Genomic DNA, 12,030 nt, shown 5'->3' on the forward strand with positions numbered 1-12,030 from the left:
CTTTCCCAGAACCCGTTGTTTTTTTATAAATCTGAAAAACGAGGACGGATGAGTGCTTGATGCAAGTTCAAGTTTAATCCTTAAACTATCGGCGTCATTTCCTCTCATTTGATCTTCTCGTTAGCGATAGTTCGTTCATCGTCCCTTATTCGTATTGACATTAAATCTATTGGAGGTAGGTGTTTACTAATTCATAACATCGTTCTTTTGTAAGGGTAGCTAATGTGCTATTGTAGACGACGGTCGTTAATGATCCGCCCCCTGCTGCATTTGCTTCATTCTCAGCAGTCTTATCTCGATATTCGATCCAAGCTAGTTGTTTACTCTTTAATTCTTTCATCTCACTTTCTGTAAGTTGAGTTTTTAATAAGCTATATATTTCATTTAGCATGTCATCCCATCTTTTAAGGCGTGTTCCTTCTGCCTCAACGAAGTCGACTGTTGTTCCACTATCATAGAGGTAATCTAAATCACTCATGCCTTCTTCTATAAAGTCTAGTTTATCTAGGTAGTCCTTTTTATAGCTATAGGAGAATTCTTCGTTATTGCTCGATTCACTCTCTACCCCTTCGTCGCTCGGATAATACTTAGCTTGATAATCTTCAATAACATAATGGTTTAATTTATCTGAATAAACGAGCGTGGTCGTGATATTTCCGATTAATTCACTTTCCATTGAAGGACTCCATGTGGATTTGGGTTGCAAATACTGTTCATAAATATGAGTGTCCATAGATGATTCAAATCGATAAACCAGCCCTTCAACTAAAAAGCTATTATCCCCATTATCATATATACGATCAACTTGAGTGACCGTATTGAGCGGATATTCGCTTTCTAATAACGGATGATAATAATTATTATCTTGAAACAGCCATTCATCGTTGCCTTTTTTCTCTAATTCACAATCAAAATATTGACTTATTTTATGGCTAAACTCATCATAATTAAAAACACTATAATAAACGCCATCTATTTCTTTAGATTCTACTTTCACCATGTTTCCTAGATATAACCAAAGGCCGAACTCTAATAGTTGATCATGATTGAGATTTTCTTTATTATACGTTTCAAACCCACTATTACTTAAATGACTCAAATAAACATTTAACTGCTGTAAATCAGAATTCGTTAAATTTTGTGTGATCTCTTTTCTTTCCTTAACTTCCTTAGTTGACTCTTTCAATTCACTTTGCTCCTGTTTGGGATGCCCTAATCTTTCTACGACCTCGTCCCTAAGCCTTTGACATCCCATCAAGGTTAGAAGTAAGCATGCAACTAAAACTTTTTTAACCATCTCTTCGCCTCCCTTTTACATTTCACCTATCGGCATATTCATCCGATAGGAAGAACTTCATCTTAAAGTAAATAGCGCTTGATTCCAGATTTAATGCAGTTCATTGCTTCAATGAGTACTTCTATTTCCTCCCACCCTATCTTTGTATCCATCCTGAGATCCCCCATTTAACTCACAGCTACTTTATTAAACTCATTTATAGTACGATCATTTTCACGCCACATCCCTGTTGAAGCCCGATAAAGCTCCTCCTTGCTCGTCAAATTTTTAAATTTCTCGTTCGAATATGATCATCAGATCACTTCTCATCCTATCCCTACAGTGAGTCGAAACACATGATAATTTTATGTTTTTTGCACCCTCAATATGACTTATGATCATTTTTTCAAAAGAACCCTTTCAAACACGTAAAAAACAATGAATAGCAGTTGTTGAAAAATAAAGGCATGATGAGAAGTCTTCTGCTCGTTTTTAAAATCCTTATAATGGAAATAATAAGGAGACGTTAAGCGTTCTGTGGGCTATTCATCGTAGAATTTTTAGTTCTTCCCATCCCTTTTGGATTTTCATCCTCTCCGTTATTTAGAGAATTATCTAATTTTTATATTTTTAAAAAAGCTTCTCACGCTTTAAAGAAGAAATTTCATGATAACGGAAGTCCTCCTACGCCTGCGACCACGTGATTGATAGCCGTTTGATGCTCTAAACAGCATAAAAAAAAGCGGAATCATTCCGCCTTAATTCTTGTATTGATTTTCATCTCGTGCTCCCATGCACAATGACTTCCCTAAGTTTTCAAATCTCGTCAATATTGAATCATCCTCTATCTCTTTTTCCGAAAAAAACGAATCCAATTCACTTAACAATAACTCGGCTTGTTCTAAATCAAAATCATCTTCATTTCTTTAAACTCATGACTCTTAGTCTCCTCACAGGTGGTGAGTGGTGCCACTTCCTACAACGGTGTTTCTATTTGAACACAAAACCTCCTAGTATGAACGCAAAATTTACTCTTCCTCCCCCAAAAAAGCTTCTTTACTCAGCCGTTAATAATAATTACGCCAATACAATGTCGTGTGGTGATCCTCGATATATTGTATTGAAAATTGGTCCATGGATTGAGAGGCCTCAGACATCTCACGATTTGCGTCTGTAATGGTTTGACGGAGGACATCGTAGTCGTAGTGCAAATTATAAATATGATCGCTATTGTTAATCACTAGCACCTCGACTGTATGCGTATAGCCGGGAAAATCTTTTCTTATCGCCCACTTATTTTTTTCATACTGTAACGTTGCAAGTTCTAAGGATAAGCGTGCGAGGCTATCCTTTTGTTCATCGGTCAGATTTTCCATCGAGTAACGTAAGGTCACATGATCAGTGATGGTTCTATTTTCATGATCAATCCAATAGCTAAAGGAATCGCCTGTATCCTCAACAAAGTCATAAATAACATCAATTTCAGACCCTACTTCTTTTTCGTACCTTTGAATTAACTTTTCGTCCTCAGGCGCATCAGGATCATAAGCGTCAAGCGAAACGATGAAATATACCGACAGCAATGACACGAGGCAAACAAACAAAGCGACAAAAACATACCAGTACTTTTTCATTCCCAATCCCCCTTCTTTTCGATACATTTTATGTCTTTATAAATAAAAATATTGCAATTTCTCTTTAGTTTTTTTATTCGTTTTGGCACATTATCGCCGAACGAGTCGCAATAAAGATGAAAAGAGCATGCATCTGTCGATGTAACATCAGGATTTTTTCATCCTCTCACCCGGGAACAATTATCTAATTTCTTAATAAATCTATAAAAAAGGGCTATGAGGGGCACTCTAGCTCTTTCATCCATTTAACAGGTATTATCACAACTCTGGATTTCTAACAGACTTGTGAGATTCCATGACGATAACACGATTCTCAAGAAGTTGATCTAGACATTCGTTAATAACAATGCCCCCTACATAACTAGTAGGCGTATCATTATGAAAGGCAAAATCCGAATTACCTCTCGTGGTTCCCCTAAGAAACAAGCACAATTAATACTAGGGCAACGCGATACCATTAACTGAGTTTGAATAGGTAAATCATTAGTGTTTTCAATATAGAGTGTTTGAGCATACGAGTGCGCTGTATCAAATAATACTGTCTACCATCCGCCGTTTGGCTCATGCATCGAGATATTTGTATATGCTGCCTAGAACATATTTGAATCATTAACTGTTATCACTACACGGCCATCGACGGTGATACTCAGTGCCCCTGCTCCACTTGCCGATTATAGTTCATGCGGAATTATCATAACCATCATCACTTTTGAAATTTCAATGTCTAGTACCATCATAACTACGCTGCCATTAATCGCTACACTAGCCATTCCATCACCATCATCAACGACTAATGCCTCTTCTTCTATTCGAGCAACAACTAGAGGAAATGTTGCCTCACTAACGACAATTGCGATTTAACAACCATTCCCCAACAGCTAACGCACGCATTCGACAAGATCTATCGGCATCTATCAATGAAAATAACCTTGATAAAAAACCTTCTTTTCAACTGTCACGCAAAGCCTATTCGCTCATAAGATATATTGAATAGTTCATCAAACGAACTATTCATCCCCCTCTGTTAATCTTATTTTTATCAATCTCTTAACTGTTTCTAATCCCCTTGATCCTGCCCCTGTTGGCAACGATGAAGGGGATTTTGGGATGAAGTGCTTTGTTCCACTTCATGATAAAAAAACTAACCTCCTCTGTCTCTTTTTCAAAGAAAAATACAAAAATAGGTTAGTTTGAGTTTTACTGATTATAAAACAAACGTTGTTAGATAAAAATACGGAAATTTAATTTTTAGAGACCTTAATCGTTAAAAATTGGAAAAGTATTGATCCGACGTCCTTTATTATCAGGTCCCGTTTTAAAATAATCTTAATCTTACCTGGTAAATAAAAACTACCCGTCAAACGGGTAGTTTTCTCCAGGGCTATAAGCCCTGATTACCGGCTAGCGTCTCAAGGCGCTAGCTTTCACTTTGTTCAAGCTACTTGCCATTGCCACCTTTGCTCACCCCTAAAGGAGTGTTCGTTCTACTGGCTACCCCTTAAAGGGGTCTTCATATTCTTTTACACTTAATTTATCCATCGCAATATCATGCTTTTCCTGATCCTGAATATATTTCCTTATCGTTGCCTCATTTAGGCCAACCGTACTGACATAATATCCTTCTGCCCAAAAATGCCGATTTCCAAATTTGTATTTCAAATTTGCATGTTTATCAAACATCATCAATGCACTCTTTCCTTTCAAATATCCCATAAAACTAGATACACTCATTTTAGGTGGAATACTTACTAACATATGTACATGATCTGGCATTAAATGCCCTTCAATAATTTCAACTCCTTTATAGGCACAAAGTTGTTTTAAAATATCTCTTATACTTGTTTTATATTGATTATATATTATTTTTCGTCTATACTTAGGAGTAAACACAATATGGTATTTGCACATCCATTTTGTGTGCGATAAACTATTTGTTTGATTCGCCATAAAAATCACCTTCTCTTCTAAAATAGTAGCTTGAACAACTCTATTATAGGAAAAAAGGTGATTTTTTAATGGAGTTATAAACTTTTATTCGCCACCCGCATAGCGGGTGGTTTTATGTTTCACACGCTTTGCGTGTTCAACAGACTAAAGTCTCTAATGTAAAAGAGTGGTGAAAATTTCACCACTCTTTCGTTCGTCAACGATTTAAATGATCCGTCCTTATCTTCATTTCATATTCCAAGCAAGTATCCCAAATAACCCACCTATCGTTAAACATAATACGAACTAAACCGAGTTATTAAAATCCATCCTTACTGTTTTATTTACCTCGAGAAACCTCTCAATAAATTAACGTTTTTCATCACTATCTTCATCGTCAAAAAACTTATCAGGCATAAAAGCTAATAAAAGAACGAGTAAAAATATAACGACACTCTTTAAAACAGTCGCTTTCCCAAAGCCTATAGAGAAGATGAGTAAGATCATAGTTACAGTCACGATTGATTGACCATATTTTTGGATAAAGTTATGAATACCTTTCAATAAAATTTCTCCCCTCATCGTGCTATAACTAGTTTTATTAGACATAATTAAATCAAAATGAAACTATTTTCAGTCGCATAAAATCCCGCGTCTTCTATCCTCTTAAATATGATTAATAAAAGCTAGCTGGTTTTATCGCTCACAAGCCCAGCCATCTTTATCGCGATCATGCTTCGACTCATACGCCGGATGCCCTTTTGGAACGCCGTCGGGATGAACCTCTCTTAACTTCGTACAATTTTGATACGATTCCCGTTGCCCTGTTGGCTCTTGGTCATAAATTCCATTGGGATTATCATCTTTATATTGAGGGGGCTGCGAATTCGAGGGGTTCGTCTCTGGTGTTAAACGCCCTTGACCTGGCGTGTAAGATCCCGGGCTGAGCGCTATTTCAAACCCATGTCCGGTCGATTGAAAAACGAGATGCCCTTGTTCATCTGTCCGATAAACCAAAATTCCTTTTGAGGCAAATAATTGTAATGTTTCTTCATGTGGATGACCATATTGATTGGGTTGCCCCGTCAAAATAACCGCATATTTCGGCCGAAGCTGATTAATAAAAGAAGAACTTGAACTCGTTTTAGATCCGTGATGGCCCACTTTTAACAATTCGACTGTGCCAACCTCTAACGTCTGCTCAATTTCAGCTTCTGCATCCCCGGTAAACAACGCCCGATCGTCGCCATGTTCGTATAAAACAACTAACGAATTATTATTTTCATTGCTGTGCCCCCCTGACGTATTATACAACGTCAGCGTGGCCTCCCCTAAATGAAAGGTTGCCCCTTCTAGCGGGACACTTGGCTTCAATCCCTTCATCGAAAGTGCCTCAATATACTCCCGATAAACGTTCGTATTCGCATCACCATTTGGAACAAGCGTCGTCTCAACCTCAAAATCCCTTAACACCGTATCAGCTCCCCCAATATGGTCCGCATGGTAATGCGTTAAAATTAAATAAGACAATCGCGTCACACCCTGCTGTCTCAAATAAGCACCCACCGTTGCATCATCATCCGTATCCCCCGTATCAATCATCGCAAATTCGCCGCCATTCTCAATTAAAATAGCATCTGAATTGCCCGTATTGATAAAATGGATTTTCCCCACTTCCGTTGATTGCGTGGGCACCTCCTCAACATCGTCCGGTTCTACTGAATCAGCAACGACCGTATTTTCCTCAAGTACAGGTTCCAAAGCCTCAACCTTCTCGTCAGGCACTGGATCAACCGCATTCTGACATCCGCTCAAAAAGACAAGGAGGCTCACCATAAGCCCACTTACTTTCCATAACTTCCATCGCATTCAAACTCCTCCTATCTCTTCCAATCTTAACCCTTTACTACGACTCGCCTTCCCCCAATCCCATTGGGTTGAAAAAGACGACAAACATCCCCTAGCATTGGGTAACTTCGGGGACGTTCCCGATTGGAACGTTTCCCCTCTGTTATCTCCCTCCTAATTTACTCGCCTTTTTCATAATGACATTTAGCCACCGAATCTCTTCACGTCCAGGAATGACATCGATTGTAACCTCGAGTTCTTGAAGGGTTAAAGATGGGAAGTCATGTAAAACATCCCTCCATTTTTCTTCGGTAAAATCATTAAAGTAGCGTCCATCCCGCTCCCCTTCATAAGTTCCATATTTAAAAGAAACATAAAAATACCCACCCGGTTTTAAAGCGCGTTCCACCCGATAAATCGCATCCTTTAAAACAGGGGTCGGTAAATGAAGTAATGAGGCACACGCCCATACTCCATCATAAATAGCTTCATCGTCTAGCTCTTCAAATCGTTGACAACGAACAGGGTGTCCTAATTGTTCACTCGCTATTTTACATAGTTCAATAGAACCGTCTATGGCAGTCACGCGATACCCTTGGGCTAAAAAGGCTCGACTATCCCGACCAGATCCACATCCCAAATCTAAAATATGAGCGCCCGGTTGAAGATACTTTAAGAAAAAGGCGCGTTTTTGGTCAAATTCTATCGAAAACGTCGTTTCATTATAAAGCGACGCTTGTTGGTTATAATAATCTAACGTTTTGTTCATGTGTTAACGTCTCCTCAATAAAAAAATACGCCCTTAACGTTTAGCTAAGTGACGTTTCGTTCTAAAAAATAAAAAAAGAAACACCGACGGCCATTTCGGTGTTTCACAAGTAAAAAGGATGTATGATGAGGACATACAAAAGTTTTACCTGTAGTCCACGAGATAACGGTCGTGGGTAGAAACTAGTTAACCATATCTTAACAATTATACAGATAAGTATTTTTAACTATTTGGAGTAGGAAATTTTTTATCATTTCCATGGCTTAATCATATCATCCTCATCCCCTAAATGCAAGCCTTTTTATAAAAAATTAAAGAAGATTTTTGTAAGGCGACAAATCTAGACCTTCTTCTACCCTTAATAAGAAGCGAGCGATCAATTCAATCGCTAATTCGACATCTTTTAAGGATCCAACTTCACTTCCAGAATGCATATAACGAATCGGAATTGAAACAAGCGCCAATGGAATTCCATCATTTCGAAGATGAATCGCATCCCCATCGGTCCCCGTTCGACCCGGGGCAGCCTCATACTGCAATGGGATGGACCACTGATCGGCTAATTGTTCTAACGTTTTATTTAATAAAGGATGAATAATCGAGCCATTGGCTAACACAGGGCCGCCCCCTACTCGAATATCTCCGACTTCCTCAGAAAAGGCATCCTCATAATCTGTTGCATACGTCACATCAACGACAATGGCCAGTGTGGGTTTGACATGTTTAGCCGCCCAAATCGCCCCTCGCAACGTCGTCTCCTCCCCGACCGTTGTTGCCGAATAAGTTCCAACCGTCGTGCCCAGTTCCTTCGCACGACGCAGTGCTTCAATCACAATAAAGGCCCCTAACCGATTATCAAGGGCTCGCCCACAAATACAGTCATTCAAGAGTTCACGATAATCCGTATCTACAACGAGGTAGCTTCCCGGTTTCACAAACTGACAAGCCTCCTCCTTCGTGGTCGCTCCGATATCGACAAAAAGGTCATCGGCTTGCAAATAACGATCATCGAGCAACGAAGGTGTCACACCAACCACTCCGTGAACAACCCCTGATTCCGTCAGGACACGCACCTTTTGTCCTAAATAAAGGGGAACGCGAATCCCTCCAACGTTAACTACCCGAAGTTTTCCACTTTCCGTTATTTTAGTTACCATTAACCCAATTTCATCCACATGGCCCGCAAGGAGTACCTTACACGGTGAGCTTGGATTTAATACACTAATCACATTTCCCGTGGCATCACTTAAAAACGTATCTACATGAGGTTTCATGTAGCGAATCACCTTTTTTTGTAATTCATATTCTGCTCCTGATGGAGAGGGTGTTTGAATCATTTCGTATAAAAATTCTCTGTTCATCACTAAGTTCCCCCCTAATCTCCGATTTCAAAGACAACCGTCACCTCATCACTCGCTTCGATCTCCTCAGGATAAAGCTCCATCTTTTCAGTGACATCTTGGACGGCTAAAAGCCGGCCGTGCTCCCCACCTAACCAGGCATTTCCCTGATAATCAATCGAATGAATAGATTGCAGTGAAACGTTTCCTGCTGTCGCGAGGACGCGAGCGGATTCGATCGCTTGCTCCATCGCCGCCTCTAGAAGTAATGAATGAAGACGCTTCCGATCCTTGAGGCGGTACGTTACGTCAAACTCTGGATGCGCCGAACAGTGTTTAAGTGCTAACACCACTTGACTCAGTCGCTCAAGGTCTAAATCAAAGGAAAGATGTTGAACGCACTGTGCGACGTAACCGATGATGACAAACTCATAATCTCCCGCTTCATTTTTCACCTGTTCGCGATCAAGCGAGACATCTAATCGTTGCGTTTTAATTTCCGTCTTTAGAAATCCAATGGTTTCCAAACAGGTCGCCACCCCCTGAATTTGATGCTCCATCTCCGCTAACGTTTGTTCATAGGTTGCGGCCCGTGTGGTTAGGCGAAGTTGAAGGTCAATCCAATCCGGTGGAAGTGAAACCGTCGCCACGCCCCTGACTGTCAATGTTTTTGGCTTCATTTCATTCCTCCTTTTCCTGAAGATGTCTTAAAAAGTCATCCACTGCCCGATTAAATGCCTCAGGCTCCTTCCTCGCAATAAAATGATTCCCACGAATGAACACGAGGGTTGAGCGTGGAATGGCCCGAGCTAATGCCTCTGTATGTGACCGTTTAATCATATCCCGCGTGCCAGCAATCACTAAAACCGGAACCTCAAGCGTTGCCAGTTGCCTAGGTGTTAAACGGGGCTCGTTCACCATCAAACCGAGCATTTCCATGTTTCGTTGGGCCTCCGATGAATAGCGTGAAAAAAAAGCAACAGAGACGATAGCCAACTTCAATCGGAAATTGCACACTACGTTTGACCCCGGTCGCATCGTAATTCCCTCCATTTAAAATTAACGCTCGGACATGAGTGGGGTACCGAAGCGCAAATTTCATCGCCACGTTGGCACCATCAGAAAAGCCTAAAATAATCGCCGACTTGATTTTCCGATGCGCCATCCAATGCTTTAGATCTTCAACAAATTGATCCATCGTAAACGGACAACTTCCCCGTGAGGACTGACCGTGCCCCCGGGTATCAATCGCAAAGACGTGATACGAAGAAGAAAAATAGGCAAGTTGATGCTTAAAATAAGTCCCATCCTCCCCGTTTCCATGAAGTAACAACAAAGGTTCACCTGAACCGGCCTCTTGATCATGTAATAAAAGGTTCATCCCGCTCGCCACCTCCTTAAACAACCCGTTGCTACTATCGTATTCCACTCCTAATTGAGATATGCCCCTTATCCTTCAGTGTGACCCCTGCTTGCTTAAAAAAAGCTGATGCCTTGCATCAGCTAGACCTTAGTTATTGCTTTTTCCAAGGTCGTTTTTTCATATCCCACCCTTTTTCATGCCAATAAGCACAATCGGCCTCCGGCCAGCCCTGACGATGAATCTTGCAGACTAAATAAAAAAAGGCTTTTGTTTTTAATCCCGGTTGAACTTTTTTATCACGCCGTCTAATGGTTTGAGCAAGTTTTTTCATATCTCGTTCAAGGCGTGCTTTCATTTTTTCATCGACGTCTTTCCACGAAGTCGCCCGTACGGCCGCCCCATAACGATAAGTCTTCGCGATTCCCCAAAAATAAGCACTGTCTGCCAAATCTTGATTCGTGCGCTTCATTCCAGCTCCTGCCGCTGTTGAAAGGCAGACGAGTTGTTTTGAAAACATTTTTTCTTCTGGCCGATGAATCATCCAGCGATACGCATAATGATCTAGAAATGATTTCATCGCCCCCGTCACATGGTAGACGTAAACAGGACTTGCTAAGATGATGACATCGGCGGCATCGAGCGCCTCGGTGATTGGTTTAAGTTTTGGTGCATGTGGACATTTTTCCTCGGACGTTAAAAAGCACTGCCCACATCCGATGCACGTCGCATTGAAATCTTTCGGTAAAAAGAATTCCGTCACCTCGGCCTCTAAGTGATCGGCTAATAGGTGTGCGAGATGATACGTCGATCCTTTATGATTTTGTCCATGAATCATCGTCACTTTCATCTTCATTCCCCCTTATTCTCCTCATCGAGCGGTTCCCTTGGAATAATAATCATGCAAATAAGGTAGGCCAAAAATCCTCCGCCATAAAAGAAACAAAACGCCACCCAAAGCAGACGTATAATCGTCGGGTCTACCTCTAAATAGTTTGCGATTCCTCCGCACACCCCATCAACCATATTTCCTTTACGCGTTTTATAAAGTCGCTTCATGCGACCACCCCCCTTTTGATGCCTCCTGTCCCTGCATAGTGGCAGAGATAAAGGTTCGTAACACTGGATGGAGCTCTGTTGCCTTTTTCATGACAAAATCATGTCCCGCTCGTTTTAAAATGATCGTCTGACAACACGGATTTTTCGCCAGTAGGCGAAGGGATTCCTTCATCGCACGGATCTCTTGATCACCGCAGATGGCAAGCATCGGTAATGATAACGTGTCATACTCCAAAAGGTCGGCCAACACGACCGTATGCTGAAAAAACGAGCGATAGACCGCCGGCGTGATGTGTTGAGAATACTTACACATATAGGCGATTTGTTGCTGTGTTAAATGCAAATACGTTCCTTGAAGTCGGATGGCCCATTTTAAATGTAACCATTTTGCCCCTAACGGAGCGACACTCTCATACATCTTTACACGCCAGGCGCTTGGATTCACCCAGGCGCTTAAAAAAATAGCGAACGCGAACCGTTCGGGACACGTCGTCACCAGTAACAACGCCAGTTGGGCACCGAGTGAATGCCCCATCACGCCGATTTTTTCTTTTGATAAATGATCCATTAACGCAATCAGTTCTGCTACCATTTGCTTCGGTTCATATGGAAGATGGGCCGATTCGCCAGCTCCAGATAAATGAGGCACGACTAAATGATAATCATTAAACGCTTCATATTGAGCAGAAAAGGTATCCAAAACGCCAGCGCCATGTAACAACAATAGCGTCGGATTCTCCCGGTTTCCGTATTCATCAAAGACTAACATTTCATCCTCTCCATTCACCACTTTGATTCCATCCAGTTTTGACCCTTTA

General features: G+C 41.0%; 13 protein-coding genes and 1 riboswitch. All 13 genes read right to left on the bottom strand.

Annotated elements, in window-relative coordinates; genetic code table 11:
- Window positions 1–166: 166 nt before the first annotated feature.
- The 13 genes from AC6I0I_RS05975 to AC6I0I_RS06035 all read right to left on the bottom strand — a co-directional run bounded on the left by AC6I0I_RS05975 (window position 167) and on the right by AC6I0I_RS06035 (window position 11,981).
- A complete protein-coding gene (locus AC6I0I_RS05975) occupies window positions 167–1,297 on the bottom strand; it encodes a lysozyme inhibitor LprI family protein (protein ID WP_262953770.1) in 1,131 nt (376 codons plus the stop codon).
- Between the two features lie 1,046 nt (window positions 1,298–2,343).
- On the bottom strand, window positions 2,344–2,910 hold the full coding sequence (locus AC6I0I_RS05980) for a hypothetical protein (RefSeq protein ID WP_262953771.1): 567 nt from the start codon (window positions 2,908–2,910) through the stop codon (window positions 2,344–2,346).
- 1,491 nt (window positions 2,911–4,401) lie between these two features.
- Entirely contained in the window at window positions 4,402–4,857 is a 456-nt protein-coding gene (gene tnpA / locus AC6I0I_RS05985) for an IS200/IS605 family transposase (protein WP_161832950.1), read from the bottom strand.
- Window positions 4,858–5,205: 348 nt separating this feature from the next.
- Entirely contained in the window at window positions 5,206–5,400 is a 195-nt protein-coding gene (locus tag AC6I0I_RS05990) for a hypothetical protein (RefSeq protein ID WP_262953562.1), read from the bottom strand.
- Window positions 5,401–5,532: 132 nt separating this feature from the next.
- Window positions 5,533–6,705 (bottom strand): MBL fold metallo-hydrolase, encoded by a 1,173-nt coding sequence (locus AC6I0I_RS05995; RefSeq protein ID WP_317453423.1) that lies wholly within the window; start codon window positions 6,703–6,705, stop codon window positions 5,533–5,535.
- Window positions 6,706–6,847: 142 nt separating this feature from the next.
- Window positions 6,848–7,453: a class I SAM-dependent methyltransferase gene (locus AC6I0I_RS06000; protein WP_262953563.1), complete on the bottom strand. Its 606-nt coding sequence runs from the start codon at window positions 7,451–7,453 to the stop codon at window positions 6,848–6,850.
- A 131-nt stretch (window positions 7,454–7,584) separates the two neighbouring features.
- Window positions 7,585–7,685, bottom strand: a riboswitch (purine riboswitch).
- A 79-nt stretch (window positions 7,686–7,764) separates the two neighbouring features.
- Window positions 7,765–8,814 (bottom strand): zinc-binding metallopeptidase family protein, encoded by a 1,050-nt coding sequence (locus tag AC6I0I_RS06005; protein WP_262953565.1) that lies wholly within the window; start codon window positions 8,812–8,814, stop codon window positions 7,765–7,767.
- Between the two features lie 14 nt (window positions 8,815–8,828).
- Window positions 8,829–9,473: an SIMPL domain-containing protein gene (locus AC6I0I_RS06010; RefSeq protein WP_262953566.1), complete on the bottom strand. Its 645-nt coding sequence runs from the start codon at window positions 9,471–9,473 to the stop codon at window positions 8,829–8,831.
- A 1-nt stretch (window position 9,474) separates the two neighbouring features.
- The gene (locus tag AC6I0I_RS06015) at window positions 9,475–9,795 is read right to left on the bottom strand and encodes an alpha/beta fold hydrolase (RefSeq protein ID WP_411040335.1); all 321 of its coding nucleotides are present in this window, start codon (window positions 9,793–9,795) and stop codon (window positions 9,475–9,477) included.
- Entirely contained in the window at window positions 9,686–10,174 is a 489-nt protein-coding gene (locus AC6I0I_RS06020; RefSeq protein ID WP_262953568.1) for an alpha/beta fold hydrolase, read from the bottom strand. The genes AC6I0I_RS06015 and AC6I0I_RS06020 overlap by 110 nt, the downstream gene beginning before the upstream one ends.
- A 133-nt stretch (window positions 10,175–10,307) precedes the next feature.
- Complete coding sequence (locus tag AC6I0I_RS06025) at window positions 10,308–11,003, bottom strand: flavodoxin family protein (protein WP_262950524.1); 696 nt, start codon at window positions 11,001–11,003, stop codon at window positions 10,308–10,310.
- A 2-nt stretch (window positions 11,004–11,005) separates the two neighbouring features.
- Window positions 11,006–11,212, bottom strand: a complete 207-nt coding sequence (locus AC6I0I_RS06030; protein WP_161831317.1) for a PspC domain-containing protein — start codon at window positions 11,210–11,212, stop codon at window positions 11,006–11,008.
- Window positions 11,196–11,981: an alpha/beta fold hydrolase gene (locus tag AC6I0I_RS06035; protein ID WP_262953569.1), complete on the bottom strand. Its 786-nt coding sequence runs from the start codon at window positions 11,979–11,981 to the stop codon at window positions 11,196–11,198. Before AC6I0I_RS06035 ends, AC6I0I_RS06030 begins: the two co-directional genes overlap by 17 nt.
- Window positions 11,982–12,030 lie beyond the last annotated feature (49 nt).

The sequence above is a fragment of the Turicibacter sp. St.80E1 genome (assembly GCF_059728495.1).

Bases quoted from the DNA above. Each gene is read 5' to 3' on its own strand.
- AC6I0I_RS05975 (WP_262953770.1), bottom strand. From the start codon at position 1,297: ATGGTTAAAAAAGTTTTAGTTGCATGCTTACTTCTAACCTTGATGGGA.
- AC6I0I_RS05980 (WP_262953771.1), bottom strand. From the start codon at position 2,910: ATGAAAAAGTACTGGTATGTTTTTGTCGCTTTGTTTGTTTGCCTCGTG.
- tnpA (WP_161832950.1), bottom strand. From the start codon at position 4,857: ATGGCGAATCAAACAAATAGTTTATCGCACACAAAATGGATGTGCAAA.
- AC6I0I_RS05995 (WP_317453423.1), bottom strand. From the start codon at position 6,705: ATGCGATGGAAGTTATGGAAAGTAAGTGGGCTTATGGTGAGCCTCCTT.
- AC6I0I_RS06000 (WP_262953563.1), bottom strand. From the start codon at position 7,453: ATGAACAAAACGTTAGATTATTATAACCAACAAGCGTCGCTTTATAAT.
- AC6I0I_RS06005 (WP_262953565.1), bottom strand. From the start codon at position 8,814: ATGAACAGAGAATTTTTATACGAAATGATTCAAACACCCTCTCCATCA.
- AC6I0I_RS06010 (WP_262953566.1), bottom strand. From the start codon at position 9,473: ATGAAGCCAAAAACATTGACAGTCAGGGGCGTGGCGACGGTTTCACTT.
- AC6I0I_RS06020 (WP_262953568.1), bottom strand. From the start codon at position 10,174: ATGAACCTTTTATTACATGATCAAGAGGCCGGTTCAGGTGAACCTTTG.
- AC6I0I_RS06025 (WP_262950524.1), bottom strand. From the start codon at position 11,003: ATGAAAGTGACGATGATTCATGGACAAAATCATAAAGGATCGACGTAT.
- AC6I0I_RS06030 (WP_161831317.1), bottom strand. From the start codon at position 11,212: ATGAAGCGACTTTATAAAACGCGTAAAGGAAATATGGTTGATGGGGTG.
- AC6I0I_RS06035 (WP_262953569.1), bottom strand. From the start codon at position 11,981: ATGTTAGTCTTTGATGAATACGGAAACCGGGAGAATCCGACGCTATTG.